Source organism: Streptomyces sp. NPDC051976 (assembly GCF_040680795.1).
GTDB lineage: Bacteria > Actinomycetota > Actinomycetes > Streptomycetales > Streptomycetaceae > Actinacidiphila.
In genome coordinates this window covers 87180-104835 of the sequence record NZ_JBFAXL010000023.1, presented here as the reverse complement: position 1 = coordinate 104835, position 17656 = coordinate 87180, and the positions used below count along the sequence as shown (strand labels likewise).

Annotated in this window: 16 protein-coding genes; 11 read left to right on the top strand and 5 right to left on the bottom strand. The window is 71.7% G+C overall.

Annotated features, from left to right (window positions below; all coding sequences use genetic code 11):
* Positions 1-206 precede the first annotated feature (206 nt).
* From aceE to AB0M29_RS22865, 3 genes are all read left to right on the top strand, one after another.
* Positions 207-2954, top strand: coding sequence for a pyruvate dehydrogenase (acetyl-transferring), homodimeric type (gene aceE, locus AB0M29_RS22875; RefSeq protein ID WP_365385289.1), 2748 nt, complete (start codon positions 207-209; stop codon positions 2952-2954).
* Positions 2955-3274: 320 nt separating this feature from the next.
* Positions 3275-4471 carry an alpha/beta hydrolase gene (locus AB0M29_RS22870; RefSeq protein ID WP_365385286.1) on the top strand — a complete coding sequence of 399 codons (1197 nt, stop codon included), beginning with the start codon at positions 3275-3277 and terminating at the stop codon, positions 4469-4471.
* A 39-nt stretch (positions 4472-4510) separates the two neighbouring features.
* The gene (locus AB0M29_RS22865) at positions 4511-5248 is read left to right on the top strand and encodes a DUF4429 domain-containing protein (protein WP_365385283.1); all 738 of its coding nucleotides are present in this window, start codon (positions 4511-4513) and stop codon (positions 5246-5248) included.
* Between the two features lie 72 nt (positions 5249-5320).
* Here AB0M29_RS22865 and AB0M29_RS22860 read toward each other — a convergent pair whose 3' ends face one another.
* Together AB0M29_RS22860 and AB0M29_RS22855 are read right to left on the bottom strand one after the other, a co-directional pair.
* Positions 5321-6352, bottom strand: coding sequence for an aldo/keto reductase (locus tag AB0M29_RS22860; protein ID WP_365385280.1), 1032 nt, complete (start codon positions 6350-6352; stop codon positions 5321-5323).
* Complete coding sequence (locus AB0M29_RS22855; RefSeq protein ID WP_365385277.1) at positions 6352-6819, bottom strand: MerR family transcriptional regulator; 468 nt, start codon at positions 6817-6819, stop codon at positions 6352-6354. The genes AB0M29_RS22860 and AB0M29_RS22855 overlap by 1 nt, the downstream gene beginning before the upstream one ends.
* 78 nt (positions 6820-6897) lie before the next feature.
* On the opposite strand from AB0M29_RS22855, the gene AB0M29_RS22850 reads away from it, so the two are divergent.
* A complete protein-coding gene (locus AB0M29_RS22850; RefSeq protein ID WP_365385276.1) occupies positions 6898-7716 on the top strand; it encodes a serine hydrolase domain-containing protein in 819 nt (272 codons plus the stop codon).
* An 18-nt stretch (positions 7717-7734) separates the two neighbouring features.
* Here the strand turns inward: AB0M29_RS22850 and AB0M29_RS22845 are convergent, their stop codons facing one another.
* Entirely contained in the window at positions 7735-8445 is a 711-nt protein-coding gene (locus AB0M29_RS22845) for a pirin family protein (protein ID WP_365385273.1), read from the bottom strand.
* 114 nt (positions 8446-8559) lie between these two features.
* Here AB0M29_RS22845 and AB0M29_RS22840 point away from each other — a divergent pair, with 114 nt between their 5' ends.
* The 5 genes from AB0M29_RS22840 (at position 8560) to AB0M29_RS22820 (ending at position 13463) form a co-directional block, all read left to right on the top strand.
* Positions 8560-9765 (top strand): helix-turn-helix domain-containing protein, encoded by a 1206-nt coding sequence (locus AB0M29_RS22840; RefSeq protein ID WP_365385271.1) that lies wholly within the window; start codon positions 8560-8562, stop codon positions 9763-9765.
* An 89-nt stretch (positions 9766-9854) separates the two neighbouring features.
* Complete coding sequence (locus AB0M29_RS22835) at positions 9855-10790, top strand: ACP S-malonyltransferase (RefSeq protein WP_365385269.1); 936 nt, start codon at positions 9855-9857, stop codon at positions 10788-10790.
* A 13-nt stretch (positions 10791-10803) separates the two neighbouring features.
* On the top strand, positions 10804-11814 hold the full coding sequence (locus tag AB0M29_RS22830; protein WP_365385268.1) for a ketoacyl-ACP synthase III: 1011 nt from the start codon (positions 10804-10806) through the stop codon (positions 11812-11814).
* A gap of 68 nt (positions 11815-11882) precedes the next feature.
* Positions 11883-12128 carry an acyl carrier protein gene (locus AB0M29_RS22825; protein WP_365385265.1) on the top strand — a complete coding sequence of 82 codons (246 nt, stop codon included), beginning with the start codon at positions 11883-11885 and terminating at the stop codon, positions 12126-12128.
* 66 nt (positions 12129-12194) lie between these two features.
* The gene (locus tag AB0M29_RS22820) at positions 12195-13463 is read left to right on the top strand and encodes a beta-ketoacyl-[acyl-carrier-protein] synthase family protein (protein ID WP_365385263.1); all 1269 of its coding nucleotides are present in this window, start codon (positions 12195-12197) and stop codon (positions 13461-13463) included.
* 99 nt (positions 13464-13562) lie between these two features.
* On the opposite strand, the gene AB0M29_RS22815 is transcribed toward AB0M29_RS22820, so the two are convergent.
* Positions 13563-14057, bottom strand: coding sequence for a DUF3145 domain-containing protein (locus tag AB0M29_RS22815; RefSeq protein WP_365385261.1), 495 nt, complete (start codon positions 14055-14057; stop codon positions 13563-13565).
* Between the two features lie 260 nt (positions 14058-14317).
* Here AB0M29_RS22815 and AB0M29_RS22810 point away from each other — a divergent pair, with 260 nt between their 5' ends.
* Both AB0M29_RS22810 and AB0M29_RS22805 read left to right on the top strand, forming a co-directional pair.
* Positions 14318-15211: an SGNH/GDSL hydrolase family protein gene (locus tag AB0M29_RS22810; RefSeq protein ID WP_365385260.1), complete on the top strand. Its 894-nt coding sequence runs from the start codon at positions 14318-14320 to the stop codon at positions 15209-15211.
* Positions 15212-15237: 26 nt separating this feature from the next.
* On the top strand, positions 15238-16797 hold the full coding sequence (locus AB0M29_RS22805) for an MFS transporter (protein WP_365385258.1): 1560 nt from the start codon (positions 15238-15240) through the stop codon (positions 16795-16797).
* Between the two features lie 12 nt (positions 16798-16809).
* Here AB0M29_RS22805 and AB0M29_RS22800 read toward each other — a convergent pair whose 3' ends face one another.
* A complete protein-coding gene (locus tag AB0M29_RS22800) occupies positions 16810-17625 on the bottom strand; it encodes an EI24 domain-containing protein (RefSeq protein WP_365385256.1) in 816 nt (271 codons plus the stop codon).
* Positions 17626-17656: the final 31 nt, after the last annotated feature.

The following is a 17656-nucleotide window of genomic DNA, read 5'->3' as shown; positions in this document are numbered from 1 at the left end:
GAGTCGGTCGTACGTCCGACTGGGCGTAGAGTTCAGGTTTGGCCTCCCCCGCCCTCCGGACGGGGGTCCAGGCGCCACCTGGTCTCATGGCCGCCCGTCTCACGGTGCGGCGGTTACCGCTCGGTAGAGGTGACGTATCGAACGTCGCGGTACACGATGGAGGCGGCGCGACCCAGCAGAGCACCACCTAGCAGCGAAGGAACAGCGTGGCTTCCGGATCCGATCGCAACCCGATCATCATTGGCGGCCTTCCCAGCCAGGTCCCGGATTTCGATCCCGAGGAGACGGCGGAATGGCTTGACTCGCTCGATGCGGCCATCGACGAGCGCGGCCGGGAGCGGGCACGCTACCTGATGCTGCGCCTCATCGAGCGCGCGCGCGAGAAGCGTGTCGCGGTGCCCGAGATGCGCAGCACCGACTACGTGAACACGATCGCGACCAAGGACGAGCCGTTCTTCCCGGGCAACGAGGAGATCGAGCGCAAGATCCTCAACGCGACCCGGTGGAACGCCGCCGTGATGGTCTCGCGCGCACAGCGCCCCGGCATCGGCGTCGGCGGCCACATCGCGACCTTCGCCTCCTCCGCCTCCCTCTACGACGTGGGCTTCAACCACTTCTTCCGCGGCAAGGACGACGGCCTCGGCGGCGACCAGATCTTCTTCCAGGGGCACGCCTCCCCCGGTATCTACGCCCGCGCCTTCCTGCTCGACCGGCTGAGCGAGGCGCAGCTCGACGCCTTCCGCCAGGAGAAGTCGAAGGCGCCCAACGGCCTGTCCAGCTATCCGCACCCGCGGCTGATGCCGGACTTCTGGGAGTTCCCGACCGTGTCCATGGGCCTCGGCCCGCTGGGCGCGATCTACCAGGCCCGGATGAACCGCTACATGGAGGCGCGCGGCATCGCCGACACCTCCGACTCGCACGTGTGGGCGTTCCTCGGCGACGGCGAGATGGACGAGCCCGAGTCGCTCGGCCAGCTCTCCATCGCCGCCCGTGAGGGCCTGGACAACCTGACCTTCGTCGTCAACTGCAACCTGCAGCGCCTCGACGGCCCGGTGCGCGGCAACGGCAAGATCATCCAGGAGCTGGAGTCGCAGTTCCGCGGTGCCGGCTGGAACGTCATCAAGCTGATCTGGGACCGCTCGTGGGACCCGCTGCTGGCCCAGGACCGCGACGGCCTGCTGGTCAACAAGATGAACACCACGCCGGACGGGCAGTTCCAGACGTACGCCACCGAGACCGGCGCGTACATCCGGCAGCACTTCTTCGGTGACGACCAGCGGCTGCGTTCGATGGTCGAGCACATGACCGACGAGCAGATCCTGCACCTGGGCCGCGGCGGCCACGACCACCGCAAGGTGTTCGCGGCGTACACCGCGGCCAAGGCGCACAAGGGCCAGCCGACGGTGATCCTCGCCCAGACCATCAAGGGCTGGACGCTGGGACCGAACTTCGAGGGCCGCAACGCGACCCACCAGATGAAGAAGCTGACGGTCGACGACCTCAAGCGCTTCCGCGACCGGCTGCACCTGCCGATCACCGACAAGCAGCTCGACGAGGGCTACCCGCCGTACTACCACCCGGGTCGCGACTCCGAAGAGATCCAGTACATGCACGACCACCGCAAGGCGTGCGGCGGCTACGTGCCCACCCGGATCGTGCGGGCCAAGCCGCTGCCGCTGCCGGGCGACCAGTCCTACGCGGCCGCCAGGAAGGGCTCGGGGCAGCAGTCGATCGCCACCACCATGGCCTTCGTCCGCATCCTCAAGGACCTCATGCGGGACAAGGAGATCGGCAAGCGCTTCGTGCTGATCGCCCCCGACGAGTACCGCACCTTCGGTATGGACGCGTTCTTCCCGAGCGCGAAGATCTACAACCCGCTGGGCCAGCAGTACGAGGCGGTCGACCGTGAGCTGCTGCTCGCGTACAAGGAGTCGCCGACCGGGCAGATGCTGCACGACGGCATCTCCGAGGCGGGCTGCACGGCGTCGCTGATCGCGGCCGGTTCCGCGTACGCCACGCACGGCGAGCCGCTGATCCCGGTGTACGTCTTCTACTCGATGTTCGGTTTCCAGCGCACCGGTGACCAGTTCTGGCAGATGGCCGACCAGCTCGCGCGCGGTTTCGTGCTGGGCGCGACCGCCGGCCGCACCACGCTGACCGGTGAGGGCCTGCAGCACGCCGACGGCCACTCGCAGCTGCTGGCCTCCACGAACCCGGGCTGTGTCGCGTACGACCCGGCGTTCGGCTACGAGATCGCGCACATCGTCAAGGACGGTCTGCGCCGGATGTACGGCGAGACGGCGGACGGCAAGCCGGGCGAGGACGTCTTCTACTACCTCACCGTCTACAACGAGCCGATCCAGCACCCCGCCGAGCCGGCCGACGTGGACGTTGAGGGCATCCTCAAGGGCATCCACCGCTACAAGGCGGGCGAGTCCGGTGCCATCCCGGCGCAGATCATGGCGTCGGGTGTCGCGGTGCCGTGGGCCGTCGAGGCGCAGCGGCTGCTCGCCGAGGAGTGGAACGTACGGGCCGACGTCTGGTCCGCCACGTCCTGGAACGAGCTGCGGCGCGATGCCGTCGAGACCGAGGAGTACAACCTGCTGCACCCGGAGGAGGAGCAGCGCGTGCCGTACGTGACGGCCAAGCTGTCCGCCGCCGAGGGGCCGTTCGTGGCCGTCTCGGACTGGATGCGCGCGGTGCCGGACCAGATCGCCCGCTGGGTGCCCGGGACGTACACCTCGCTCGGCGCGGACGGCTTCGGTTTCGCCGACACGCGCGGCGCGGCACGCCGTTTCTTCCACATCGACGCGCAGTCGGTGGTGCTGGCCGTGCTGACCGAGCTGGCCAAGGAGGGCAAGATCGACCGCTCCGTGCTCAAGCAGGCGGTGGACCGCTACCAGCTCCTCGACGTGGCCGCGGCGCACCCCGGCGCGGCGGGCGGCGACGCCTGAGCAGGGGCGGAGCGACGGCGTTTACGCCGACTGAGCGACGGATGTCGCATATGTCACGTAGGCGCCCTCCGCACTGAATCGCGTACCGCGAGAACGGCCGCGGGGCCCCGGACGACTGGTCAGTCGTCCGGGGCCCCGGTGTTTTCCGGGGCCAAGAGACCGTCAGTTCATTCCGCCGCCAAACGTGATGTGAGTCACCCTTGTCCCGAGCATCGGCCCGCGTCTTCTACGCTGGTGCGCGGAACGCCGGCGAGCGGCGTGCTCTCCCCACCCCCGGCCACCCCGCCTGATCCCGGGACGAATTCGCGAGGCATCTGCGAGTGACCCTTCTTGAAGAAGCGCGCCTGAGCCCCACCTCCTTCCGCGCCCTGCTGGCCCTGGCCGTCGTCTTCGTCATGCTCGGGACCACCGGCTGGACGGCCATCCATCAGCACGGGCCGGGCGATCCACGGGCGGCCCAGCTGTCGGCCTGGATGCGGGGCACGGTCGGGGCACGCAAGCTGCCCGACCCGGACAGCGCCCCCTCGGCCGTCGCGCGCTTCTTCTCGTCGCTCACCAACGCCCAGCGGGTCCGGCTGGCCGGCCACTACCCACTGGTCGTGGGCAATCTCAACGGCGCCCCGCTGACCCTGCGCTACCGGGCCAACCACACCGCGCTCCAACAGGCCAGGGCGGTGGAGACCAGGCTCTCGCAGAGCGACAAACTCACGCCGTACGGCCGCCGCGACGCGGGCCGCACCGCGCACCGCTACACCTCGCTGCTCAGCGGCGGCCGGCAGATCCTGGCCTTCGACCCCTCGGGCAGCGGCCTTGCCGCCGAGGTCTTCGGCGACCTCGACACGGCCAGCAGGGTCTCCATCGTGGTGCCCGGCGTGGACACCAACATGCTCACCTTCGAGCGCACCAACAAGCCGTACGCCGCCCCCGTCGGCATGGCGAACGCGCTCTACGGCGCCGAGCGGTCCGTCGACCCCGGCGCGAAGACCGCGGTGATCGCGTGGGCGGACTACACCACGCCCTCCGGGCTGGGCCTCGACGCCTCCACCGGCAGCATGGCCGAGCGCGGCGCGACCCGGCTGAACGCGCTGCTGACCGCGCTGCCGCAGCACGCCGAGGTGTCGCTCTTCTGCCACTCCTACGGCTCGGTGCTGTGCGGGGTGGCCGCGCCCGACCTGCCCGCGCACCAGGTCTCGGACATCACCGTCTTCGGCAGCCCCGGGATGCGGGTCAGGCACGCCTCGCAGCTGCACACCACGGCGAACATCTGGGCGGCCCGCGACAGCAACGACTGGATCAGCGATGTGCCGCACCTGGAGTTCGCGGGCCTGGGCCACGGCGCCGACCCCGTCTCCGGCTCCTTCGGCGCCCGGGTGATCAGCGCGGCGGGCGCCAACGGCCACCCGGGATACTTCGCCCCGGGCACCGCCAGCCTGGCCAATTTCACCGAGATCGCCCTCGGCCGGTACGGCTCGGTCGCCTGCCGCAACGGCGACACCTGCACCGCCGGGCTGTCCTGACACGCTCAAGGACGGAGAGCCTGTCCTAAGCTGGCCCGCATGGGTGATGTGCTGGCCGGAAACAACGCCGTATGGGAGTTCGAGCCCGACGCTTTGGTGATCCGGTACAGCAGGGCGGTACGCGGCGCCCGGCTGCTGCAGGCGCTCGGCGAGCGGCGGATCCCCCATGAGGCGCTGGCAGGCGTGGAGTTGGAGGACGGCAGGCGCGGCACCGCGGTGCTGCGGGCGGTGCCGCGGCCCGGCGCCGACCCGCTGCTGGAGGCGGCGGGCGGCCAGTTGAAGGACAGCGCCGACCCCTACCGGCTGGTGCTGCCCGAACAGTCGCGCACCCTGGCGGAGTTCTACCGCGACGAGCTGCGGACCGCGCTCGCCGAACGGGTCCGTCGGTCGGCCGAAACCGGCCACAGCGAGCGCTTCCTGGTGGAAGCGCCCACCGTGCCGCGCTCGTTCAAGGCGTACGACGCCAAGGCCCTCTTCGACGGCCGTACGGTGACGTTCCGCTGGTTCTGGACCGGCGCGTCCTCGGCCAAGTGGAAGGCGGGCGACCAGAGTTTTCCGGTGGAGCGGCTCAGCGGCGTGGACTGGCGCTCCCCCGAACTGCTCCACGGCCATCTGCGGCTGCGGCTCAAGGACGGCGGGGACCAGCCGGGCGAGGCCGACCAGGACCCGGCGGCCGTGGTCTTCGGGCTCGGCTACGGGCCGGTGCACGAGTCACTGCCCTTCGCGGCGGCCGTACTGGCCGCGATCCGGGCGGTGCGGGTGAAGCCGAACCCGTAGCCGTACGAGTAGTCGCTGTCGTGGGCGCGGTCGTGAGCGGCGTCGTGTGCGCAGTCGTGTGCGTGGCGGGCGCTACTCGCGGTCGGCCGAGGTGCTGCTCATGTCCGGGTAGCGGTCGCCCGCGACATGCTCGGCGATCGGGTCGAGCCAGGCCAGCTCCATCTCGTCCAGGGTGATCCGGGCGGCCGCGGTGTTCTCCAGCACCCGGCTCGACTTGCGGGTGCCCGGGATCGGCACCACCGGCAGCCCGTGCACCGCGGCGCGCTGGTGCACCCAGGCCAGGGCGATCTGCCCGAGGGTCGCGCCGTGCGCCTTGGCGGCCTTGCGGACCGGGTCGAGCAGATCCGCGTTGTGCCGGGCGTTCTCGCCGGTGAAGCGCGGCTGGCTCTGCCGGAAGTCCCCGCTGGACAGGTCGGTGGCCGCGTCGGTGAAGGCGCCGGTCAGGAAGCCGCGGCCGAGCGGCGAGTACGGCACGAAGGCGACGCCCAGCTCGGCCGCCGCGCCGACCGCGGACCGCTCCACGTCCCGGCTGAAGAGCGACCACTCCGACTGGACGGCCGCGATCGGGTGCACCGCGTGCGCCTCGCGCAGCTCGGCCCCGGTCACCTCGGAGAGCCCCAGGTGGCGCACCTTGCCCTCGGCGACGAGCTCGGCCATCGCACCGACCGACTCGCTCAGCGGCACCGCGGGGTCGCGGCGGTGCATGTAGTACAGGTCGATCACGTCGGTGCCGAGCCGCCGCAGGCTGGCCTCCACGGCCTGCCGGATGTACGGCGGGTCGTTGCGGATCATGCGGTACGTCGGGTCGTCGCGGCGGCGCTCGACGGCGAATTTGGTGGCGAGGGTGATCTCGTCGCGGTGCGCCCTGACGAACGGCGCCAGGAACTCCTCGTTGTCGCCCTGCCCGTAGATGTCGGCCGTGTCGAAGAGGGTGACGCCCGCGCCGAGCGCCGTCTCCAGCGTCTCGCGGGCCGCCGCCTCGTCGGTCTCGCCGTAGAACTCGCTCATGCCCATGCAGCCCAGGCCCTGCACGCCGACCAGGGGGCCGTCCGCGCCGAGCCGTACGGTGGGCAGTCCGCCGCTGTTCGTGGTGGTGTCGCTCATCAGGCGCCCTTCCTCGCCGACACCGGCCTGGCGCCCGCGTATGTGCTGATCTTGTGGTCGAGGACGGTCAGGGTGTCCTGCAGTTCGGAGATCCGCTGGAGTACGTCCAGCCGGGTGGCCTCCAGCAGCGCCTGCCGGTCGGGATACGTGTGGTCGCCGCTGCGCACCAGCTCCGCGTACCGCACCATGTCGGCCACCGGCATCCCGGTCAGCCGCAGCTTGCCGACGAAGGCCAGCCAGTCCAGGTCCCTGTTGGTGAACCGGCGCTGCCCGGTGTGGGAGCGGTCCACGTGCGGCATCAGCCCGATCCGCTCGTACCAGCGCAGGGTGTGCGCACTGAGCCCGGTGAAGGCCGCCACCTCACTGATCGTGTACTGGTCCTGCCCGTCGGGGCGCAAGTGCCCGTCGCCGTCCTCGCAGATCGTCGTCCGATCCGGTTTGCTCTTCGCCACCTGCACGACCGTCATGCCCTCCACGCTAAGACCCTGGAGTGCACTCGAAGCAAGTGGATTCGGCGGACCGCGCCGGAGGTTAGGCTCGCGGGCATGGAGAGTCTGGGGCTGATCGGGAACTGGCCGGTGGGAGCGGCGGCCGCCGCCGTGGTGCGGCAGGACGGCACGGTGGCCGGGACCTCGGGGCCGGTCGAGCGGCGGTTCCGGCTCGCGTCGGTCACCAAGCCGCTCACCGCCTACGCGGCGCTGGTGGCGTACGAGGAGGGCGTCTTCGAGCTGGACGACCCGGCGGGGCCCGAGGGCTCGACCGTACGGCACCTGCTCGCGCACACCTCCGGGCTGGCCTTCGACGAGCACCGGCAGGTGGCCGCGCCGGGCACCCGGCGGCTGTACTCCAACGCCGGTTTCGAGGTGCTCGGCGACCACCTCACGAAGGCCGCGGGCATCCCCTTCGCCGAGTACCTGCGCCAGGCGGTGCTGGAGCCGCTCGGCATGGGCGACACCACGCTGGACGGCTCGCCCGCCGCGGACGGCGTCTCCACCGTCGCCGACCTGGCCCGTTTCGCCGCGGAGCTGCAGGCGCCGCGGCTGCTGCACCCGTCCACGGTGGCCACCGCCACCTCGGTGGCCTACCCCGGTCTGAAGGGCGTGCTGCCGGGCTACGGCAGCCAGAACCCCAACGACTGGGGGCTCGGCTTCGAGATTCGCGCCGCGAAGTCCCCGCACTGGACCGGCGCTCTCTCCTCGCCCGCCACCTTCGGCCACTTCGGCCAGACCGGCACCTTCCTGTGGGTGGATCCGGCCGCCCACGCGGCCTGCGTCGTGCTGACCGACCGCGACTTCGGCGAGTGGGCGCTGCCGCTGTGGCCCCGGCTGACCGACGCGGTGCTCACCGAGCTGCGGCAGGGCTGAGGGCTCCTGGGGCGTGCCCTAGCCGTACGACGGCTCGGCGTGCATCTCCCAGACCAGATACTCGGCCGCCCCCGTCACTTCGGCCTTCGGCGCGCCGCCGCTGATCCGCGCCGCGTCGCCCGCCGCCAGCGTCTCGTCGCCGATCCGCACCGCGCCGCGGACCACGTGCACGTACACGAAGGGCGCCTCGGGCAGCGCGGCGGAGCCCCGGTGGAGGTACAGCGCGGCGTCGCGCTGGCGCAGGGTCACGGCGGGCTCCCCGGCCCCGGCCCCGGCGGCCAGCAGGTGCGGGCCGGGGCCCTCCGGCGCGGGGGCGGGAACCGCGGCGTAGTCGGGCGGGCCGCCGAAGGTGTCGGGGTGCAGCCACATCTGCAGGAAGCGCAGGGGCACCTCGCCGCCGTTGCGCTCGACGTGCCGGACGCCGCCCGCCGCGCTGAGCCGCTGCAGACCGCCGGGGCCCAGCCGGACGGCGGGACCGGCCGGGTCACGCCGGTCCTGGTGCTCCAGGACGCCCTCCACCACCCAGGTCACGATCTCCACGTCCCGGTGCCGGTGCTCGGCGAAGCCCGCGCCGGGCGCGAGCCGCTCCTCGTTGCAGGCCAGCAGCAGCCCGAAGCCGGTGTTGGCGGGGTCGTAGTGGCCGCCGAAGGAGAACGCGTGGCGGGTGTCGATCCCGGCCGCCGCGTCCCCGCCGCGGTACCGCTCCCCGGCCCGTCGCACGTCGATCATGCGCCCACCGTACGCACTCGCGGCGGCCCGGTGGAGGCCGCCCGACGGCTGTTCGATCGAGGAGATCACGCACCCCGGCACCGCGCGGTGGTGCCGATAAGGCAGGCTTGTCCCGTGCCCGATGCCTCGCAGTCCTCGCAAGCCCCCGCCGAGAGCGGACGCGGCGGCCACGCCGCGACGCTACGGCGGCTGGAGAAGTCCGCCGGGCGGCTGGCGGCGAACGCCATCGCGCGGATGGACGAGCAGTTGCCCTGGTACCGGGCGATGCCGCCGGAGAACCGGTCGTGGATCGGGCTGGTCGCCCAGGCCGGTATCGCCGCCTTCACCGAGTGGTTCCGGCACCCCGAGGCGCCGCAGGCGATCAGCACCGACGTGTTCGGCACCGCGCCGCGGGAGCTGACCCGGGCGATCTCGCTGCGGCAGACCGTGGAGATGGTCAGGACCACCATCGAGGTGATGGAGGCCGCCATCGACGAGGTGGCGGCGCCCGGCGACGAGGGCGTGCTGCGCGAGGCGCTGCTCGTCTACGCCCGGGAGATCGCCTTCGCCACGGCCCAGGTGTACGCCCAGGCCGCGGAGGCGCGCGGCGCGTGGGACGCCCGGCTGGAGTCGCTGGTGGTCAACGCGGTGCTCTCCGGCGAGGCCGACGAAGGTGTGCTCTCCCGGGCCGCCGCGCTCGGCTGGAGCTCACCGGACAAGATCGTGGTGGTGCTGGGGACCGCGCCCAACGGCGACAGCGAGCTGACCGTCGAGGCGATCAGGCGGGCCTCCCGGCATGCGAAGCTCCAGGTGCTGACCGGGGTGCTCGGTGAGCGGCTGGTGGTGATCGCGGGCGGCGACGGCGACCCGCTGAAGGTCGCCAAGGCGCTGATCGGCCCGTTCGCGGCCGGCCCCGTGGTGGCCGGTCCCGTGGTCGGCGACCTGCTGTCCGCGACGCGCTCGGCGCAGTCCGCGGCGGCCGGGCTCAAGGCGTGCGCGGCCTGGCCGGACGCCCCGCGCCCCGTGGTCTCCGACGATCTGCTGCCGGAGCGGGCCATGGCGGGCGACCGCTACGCCCGGGAGCAGTTGGTGGAGGAGATCTACAGGCCACTGGAGGAAGCGGGCTCCGCGCTGCTGGAGACGCTGAGTGTCTACCTGGAGCAGGCGTCGTCCCTCGAAGGAGCGGCGCGGATGCTGTTCGTGCACCCCAACACCGTCCGCTACCGGCTCCGACGTGTGACGGATGTCACCGGGTGGTCGCCATCCGATGTACGCTCCGCGTTCACCCTCCGCATCGCGCTCATCCTGGGACGACTGTCCGATGCCGAGCGCTCACGCTGAGGGTTTGTTGGACACCCACAAATCGCTTTGCAGTTCTTGGTCCCTGTCCCCACGGGCGGTCATCCCCGCCCGCGAGAGAGAGTGTGAAGGTGCTCGTACTCGTCGCTCCCGGCCAGGGCGCTCAGACGCCCGGCTTCCTGGCTCCCTGGCTCGATCTCCCCGGCGCTGCCGACCGCCTCTCCGGCTGGTCCGCCGCGGCGGAGCTCGACCTCGCCCACTACGGCACGAAGGCCGACGCGGACGAGATCCGCGACACCAAGGTGGCGCAGCCGCTGCTGGTGGCCGCGGGACTGCTGTCCGCCGGTGAACTCGGCATCACCCCCGACGCGGTCGCCGGGCACAGCGTCGGCGAGATCACCGCTGCCGTCCTGGCCGGAGTGCTCTCCGCCGAGGACGCCATGACCTTCGTGGCCGCCCGCGGCCGGGCGATGGCGGACGCGGCGGCGGTCACCGAGACCGGCATGTCCGCGGTCCTCGGCGGCGACCCGGACGCGGTCGTGGCCCATCTGACCGCGCTCGGCCTGACCCCGGCGAACATCAACGGCGCCGGTCAGATCGTGGCCGCGGGCACCATGGAGCAGCTCGCCGCCCTCACCGCGGACAAGCCCGAGAAGGCCCGCGTCATGCCGCTGAAGGTGGCCGGCGCCTTCCACACCGCCCACATGGCACCCGCCGTCTCCACGCTGGAGGCCCTGGCGCCCTCGCTGAAGGTCGCCGACCCGGCGCTGCCCTATGTCTCCAACGCCGACGGCGAGGTCGTCAGCAGCGGCGCGGACGTCGTACGGCGGCTGGTGGCCCAGGTTTCCAACCCGGTGCGCTGGGATCTGTGCATGGAGGCGTTCAAGAACCGCGGCGTTACTGCGATCATTGAGGTGTCGCCCGGAGGCACGCTCGTCGGCCTGGCCAAGCGGGCGCTACCCGGGGTGCGGACTCTCGCGCTGAAGACCCCCGACGACCTCGATGCGGCCCGCGTCCTCGTCGCCGAGCACGGCGCCCCCGCCGCAGCCGAAGACGCAGCCGAATAGGAGCCGTGCAGAGATGACAGCGAAGATCAGCCCCAGCAAGGGCGCCCCGTACGCGCGGATCGTCGGGGTCGGCGGCTACCGTCCGACCCGGGTGGTCCCCAACGAGGTGATCCTGGAGCACATCGAGTCGAGCGACGAGTGGATCCGCTCCCGCTCCGGTATCGCCACCCGCCACTGGGCGGGTCCTGACGAGACCGTCGCCGAGATGTCGCTCGCCGCGGGCGGAAAGGCCATCGCGGACGCGGGTATCGCCGCCTCCGACATCGACGCCGTGGTCGTCGCTACCGTCTCGCACTTCAAGCAGACCCCCGCCGTCGCCACCGAGATCGCGCACCGGATCGGCGCGGGCAAGCCCGCCGCGTTCGACATCTCCGCGGGCTGCGCGGGCTTCACCTACGGCCTGACGCTGGCCAAGAGCATGGTCACCGACGGCAGTGCCACCCATGTGCTGGTGATCGGTGTGGAGCGGCTCAGCGACCTCACCGACCTGGAGGACCGCGCGACGGCCTTCCTGTTCGGCGACGGCGCGGGCGCGGTCGTCATCGGCCCCTCCGACGTACCCGCCATCGGCCCCACGGTGTGGGGCTCCGAGGGCGACAAGTCGGAGACCATCAAGCAGACCGTCTCCTGGGAGGTCTACCGGGAGACGCCTGCCGAGCAGGTGCGCTTCCCGGCGATCACCCAGGAGGGCCAGGCGGTCTTCCGCTGGGCGGTGTTCGAGATGGCCAAGGTCGCCCAGGAGGCGCTCGACGCCGCCGGGATCACCGCCGACCAGCTCGACGCGTTCATCCCGCACCAGGCGAACATGCGCATCATCGATTCGATGATCAAGGCGCTGAAGCTGCCGGAGCACGTCGCGGTCGCCCGCGACATCGAGACCACCGGCAACACCTCCGCCGCCTCGATCCCGCTCGCGATGGAGCGGCTGCTCGCCACGGGCCAGGCCAAGAGCGGTGACACCGCCCTGGTCATCGGCTTCGGGGCGGGTCTGGTCTACGCGGCAACTGTCGTTACTCTCCCCTAGGCACCACCCCGCGGCGCCGCAGTCCTGCTCGCCGCAACGACCCCGTTACACATCAAGGAGCGCCTCAGATGGCCACCAAGGAAGAGATCGTCAAGGGTCTCGCCGACATCGTCAACGAGATCGCCGGTATCCCCGTCGAGGACGTTCAGATCGACAAGTCCTTCACCGACGACCTGGACGTCGACTCGCTGTCCATGGTCGAGGTCGTCGTGGCTGCCGAAGAGCAGTTCGAGGTGAAGATCCCGGACGACGAGGTCAAGAACCTCAAGACGGTCGGCGACGCCGTGAACTACATCCTGAACGCTCAGGGCTGACCTGCGCATCCTCTTCGGGTCGACGCGACTGTCGCCCGCCCTTCTAGACGTGGAGAGACAATTCCTGTGAGCCCGACCAATCGCACCGTGGTCGTCACCGGTATCGGAGCAACCACACCGCTGGGTGGCGACAGCGCGTCGACCTGGGAGGCGTTGCTGGCCGGCCGGTCCGGCGTCAGCACGCTGGAGCAGGACTGGGCGGCCGAGCTGCCCGTAAGGATCGCCGCGCAGATCGCCGTGGAGCCCGGGGAGATCCTGCCCCGCCCACTGGCCAGGAAGCTGGACCGCAGCGCGCAGTTCGCGCTGATCGCGGCCCGGGAGGCCTGGGCGGACGCCGGTTTCACCGCCAAGGCGGGCGATGACCCGGCGATCGACCCCGACCGGCTCGGCACCGTCGTCGCCTCCGGCATCGGCGGCGTCACCACCCTGCTGGGCCAGTACGACGTCCTGCGCGAGCAGGGCGTACGCAAGGTGTCCCCGCACACCGTCCCGATGCTGATGCCCAACAGCCCGTCGGCGAACGTCGGCATCGAGGTCAACGCGCGCGCCGGTGTGCACACCCCGGTCAGCGCGTGCGCCTCGGGCGCCGAGGCCATCGGCTACGCGATCGAGATGATCCGTACCGGGCGGGCCGACGTGGTCGTCGCCGGCGGTACCGAGGCGGCGATCCACCCGCTGCCCATCGTCGCCTTCGGCAACATGATGGCGATGTCCAAGAACAACGACGACCCGCACGGCGCCTCGCGTCCGTACGACACCGGCCGGGACGGCTTCGTCCTCGGTGAGGGCGCGGGCGTGATCGTCCTGGAGTCCGCCGAGCACGCCGCCGCGCGCGGTGCGCGGGTGTACTGCGAGGCGGTGGGCCAGGGCATCTCCGCCGACGCCCACCACATCACCCAGCCCGAGCCCTCGGGCCGCGGCATCGCCGCCGCGCTCACGCACCTCATGGAGGGCTCCGACCTCAAGCCCGCCGAGATCTGCCACGTCAACGCGCACGCCACGTCGACGCCGCAGGGCGACGTCGCGGAGATCAAGGCGCTGCGGCGGGTGTTCGGTGACGACGTCGACCACATGGCGGTCTCCGCCACCAAGTCGATGACCGGCCACCTCCTCGGCGGCGCCGGCGGCATCGAGACCGTCGCCAGCGTCCTCGCCCTCTACCACCGCATCGCCCCGCCCACGATCAACGTCACCGACCTCGACCCCGAGGCCGACGCCGACATCGTCCGCGGCGAACCCCGCCCCCTCCCCGCGGGCACCATCGCCGCCCTCAACGACTCCTTCGGCTTCGGCGGCCACAACGTGGTCCTGGCCCTCCGCAGCTGGAACCAGTAAGCCGCTCGTACGAGTGCCCCGCCGGTTCCACCGGCGGGGCACTCGTACGTGTAGGCGTCGTGCCCCGAAGGGCGGGGAACTGCGCGACCAGCCGGGCCGTCAGACCACCTGGTGGAGCCAGCGGACGGGGGCGCCCTCGCCCGCGTAGCGGAAGGGCTCCAACTCGTCGTCCCAGGGCTTGCCGAGGAGCTTGGAGAGCTCGCTCTCCAGATCGGCCTCCCCCTTGCGGGCCCGCAGCATCGCGGCGCGCAGCCGATCCTCGGGGATGAGGATGTCGCCGTGCATGCCGATGACGGCGTGGAAGATACCCAGTTCGGGGGTGGCGCTGTAGCGCTCGCCCTCGGCGGTCGCGCAGGGCTCCGCGGTGACCTCGAAGCGCAGCAGGTGCCAGCCGCGCAGGGCGGACGCCAGCTTCGAGGCGGTGCCCGGCTCTCCCTGCCAGGAGAACTCGGCACGCCAGGTGCCCGGCGAGGCGGGCTGGCGGATCCAGTCGAGGGTGACGCGCACGCCAAGGACGCCCGCGACCGCCCACTCGACATGCGGGCAGAGCGCGCGCGGCGCGGCGTGCACGTACAGAACACCACGTGTCGTCACCGGTACCTCCAGTGTGGGACGAGGTTCGCCTTCCCCAGCGGCCTCAACACCCGAACTGGCTGCACCCGGGGCAACATGAGACATTCTGCACTATTCATCAGAATCCGGACAACAACCGGTCGATCGACGCCCGGCCACTGCCGACCTCCCGTCACTTCACGCGGGTGTCAGGGAAAAAGCTACCGTGCGGCGTCCTTGAGGGAGTCACGTACCGTCGGGCTGGTACGAGATGTCACCCACTCGTCGGAGGGAAGCAAGGGATGCGATCGCTGTTGCGACGCGGCCTGGCACTGGCCGCAGGCGCCGCTCTGCTGGGCGGATGCACCGTCAGCGCCTCTCCACCGAACGGCGGATCGGGTACACCCTCCGCACACACCTCGCATTCCGCGGCCGCCCACGCGCCGAAGCCGGTACGCCCGTGGAACGCCCATCCGCCGTCGGTCGCCGCGCTCGGCGACTCCATCACCCGCGGCTTCGACGCCTGTTCGCCGCTCTCCGACTGCCCCGAGGTCTCCTGGGCCACCGGCACCCGTACGAAGGTCGACAGCGTCGCCCAGCGGCTGCTGTCCACCGCCCCGGCCACCAAGAGCTGGAACGTGGCGCACAGCGGCGCCCGGGTCGCCGATCTGCCGGACCAGGCGCGGGCCGCGGCGGCGCACCGGCCCGCCATGGTGACCGTGCTGATCGGCGCCAACGACGCCTGCGCCTCGACCGCCGACGCCATGACGCCGGTCGCCGACTTCCGCGACGCCTTCAACGGCGCCCTGTCGTATCTGCACCGCGTGCTGCCGCAGACCCAGATCCTGGTGGCCAGCATCCCCGACCTGAAGCGGCTGTGGTCGGTCGGCCGGCAGAACCCGCTGGGCAAGCAGGTCTGGAAGCTCGGCCTGTGCCCCTCGATGCTGCGCGACGCGGACTCGCACAGCGCGGCGGCCGAGCAGCGGCGCGACACCGTACGGAACCGGGTGATCGCGTACAACGCGGTGCTCGGCGAGGTCTGCGGGCGGTACACGCGCTGCCGTTACGACGGCGGCGCGGTCTTCGACTACCGCTTCGGCACCGGCGAACTGAGCACCTGGGACTGGTTCCACCCCAACGCGGACGGCCAGGCGGAACTGGCCAGAATCCTGTCCTCGATTGCGGACAGGAACTGACCGCAAGGGTCCCTAGCGTAGGACCCATGGACACCACGAAGGACATCGTTCCTGACACCGCAGCAACAGCGTCGGACACCGGCCCGGCAGCCGGCGCGGCCCCGGCGGCGCCCGCTCTGCCCGGCCGCTGGCTCGGCTACACCGCCGTGCTCGCCGCCAGCGTGATGGACCTGCTGGACTCGACGGTCGCCAATGTCGCGGCCCCCTCGATCCGTACCGGGCTCGGCGGCTCGTACGCCGACCTGCAGTGGATCGCGGCCGGTTACACGCTGGCGATGGCGGTGGCGCTGCTCACCGGCGGACGGCTCGGCGACGTCTACGGCCGCAAGCGGGTGCTGCTGGCCGGGGTGGCCGGATTCACCCTCAGTTCGATGCTGTGCGCGACGGCCCAGACGCCGTCGATGCTGATCGTGGCCCGGATCGTCCAGGGCGCCTGCGGCGCGGTCATGCTGCCGCAGGGCTTCGGTCTCACCCGGGACCTCTTCCCGCCCCAGGAGATGAAGAAGGCGTGGGGCGTCTTCGGGCCGCTGATGGGCCTGTCGGCGGTGCTCGGCCCGGTGATCGCCGGGGTGCTGATCCACGCGGACCTGTTCGGCACCGGCTGGCGGATGATCTTCGGCATCAACCTGCCGATCGGTGTACTGGCGCTGGTGATGGGCTGGAAGTACCTGCCGGACGTCACCCCGAGCGCGCGCGGCACCCGGCTCGACGCGGCGGGCATGGCCCTCGCGGGCAGCGGCGCCTTCCTGCTGGTCTTCCCGCTCGTCCAGGGCCGTGAACTGGGCTGGCCCGGCTGGACCCTGGCGATGCTCGGCGGCTCCCTCCCGGTCCTGGCGCTCTTCGCCCTCCACCAGGTGCGGCGCAGCCGCGCGGGCCGCATGCCGCTGGTCGAGCCGAGCGTGTTCACCAAGCGGGCGTACGTCTCCGGGGTCGGCTTCGCGATCGCCTTCACCGCGTCCATGGGCGGCATGATCCTCACCCTCGGCGTCTTCCTCCAGCTCGGCCTCGGCTACAGCGCGCTGCACTCCAGCCTGACCACCGCGCCCTGGGCGCTCGGCGCGCTCTTCGGCTCCGCGTTCGGCGGGATCACGATGCACCGGCTCGGCCGCCGCGTCCTGCAGCTCGGCCTGGTCCTCATGGGCGTGGGCATCCTGGCCCTCTACGGGGTCTTCCAGTGGGCGGGCGCGGGCATCACGCACTGGGACTTCGTCGCCCCGCTGCTGATCGGCGGCTTCGGGATGGGCATGATCTTCGTGCCGCTCTTCGACATCATCCTCAACGGTGTGGAGCCGCACGAGATGGGTTCCGCGTCCGGCACCCTGCAGTCGCTCCAGCAGCTCGGTATGACGCTGGGCATCGCGGTCCTGGGCACCGTCTTCTTCGACATCCTCGGCCCGAGCAGGCCGGGCAACCCGGCGCACGTGGCGAAGGCGCTCGACGCGGCGTCCACCACGGCGCTGTGCACCGCGGGCCTGATCGCCCTGGCCTTCGCCCTCGCCTTCTTCCTCCCGAGGACGGCGCGGCCCCAGGAGGAGCCGGCGGCGGCCGAGGAGCAGGCACCGGAGCGGGAGCTGGTCGCCGTGTGAACCACGGGTGAGTCAGGCGCCGGGCGGGCCCGCGGGAGCGGGTCCGCCCGCCGCGGTGTCCGCGGTGGAGTCCGGACCGGCGTCCGCCGTCGGCTCGCCCAGGATCTCCCGGGCCAGCAGCGTGGCCCCGGCGACGGCGCCCGGCATCAGGAAGACGGCGACGAACGGCACCAGGAAGGCCAGCACCAGCGGGGTGCCGAAGCCCAGGACCAGCGGCAGCCGCCCGCGCATCAGCCGCAGCCGCTCGCGCAGCGGCACCTCGCGGCGCTGCATCGCGACGGCGGCCAGTTCCAGGGTGAGGAAGAAGCCGGAGACGCAGAAGCCGACGGCGGGCACCACCGTCTGGCCGACGAACGGCACGAACCCCAGCGCGAACAGCACCACCCCGAAGGCGGCCACCCGCAGCAGCACCCGCACGCTGTCCGCCGCCGAGATCCACAGCTCGCGCCAGAGCGGCCGGTCGGGCGGCTCCGGGGCGCCGCCCGCCGCGGTGTCCACATGCGCGGCGATCGTCTCGTAGAACGGCTGACCCACCAACAGCGTCACCGCGGTGAACGAGATCACCGCCAGCACCAGGCCGCCCCCGACCAGCGTGACCGCCAGCAGCCCCCGCAGCAGCCCGCCCCACGGCGAGGCCCAGTGGTCGGCGAACGGCGTCGCCCAGTCCGCCAGGTCCCCGACCCACACCACCAGCGCCACCAGCGCCGCCACGTACCCCACGAGCGTGATCAGCGCGGGAACCATCCCGAACCGCCACTCCCGCCCATTGCGCCCCGCCCACCGCTGCCCTTCCCCCAGCAGCCGCACCCCCACCCAGACGTCACCCATGCCAAAACCTTATGCCGCCAACGGCGGCCCG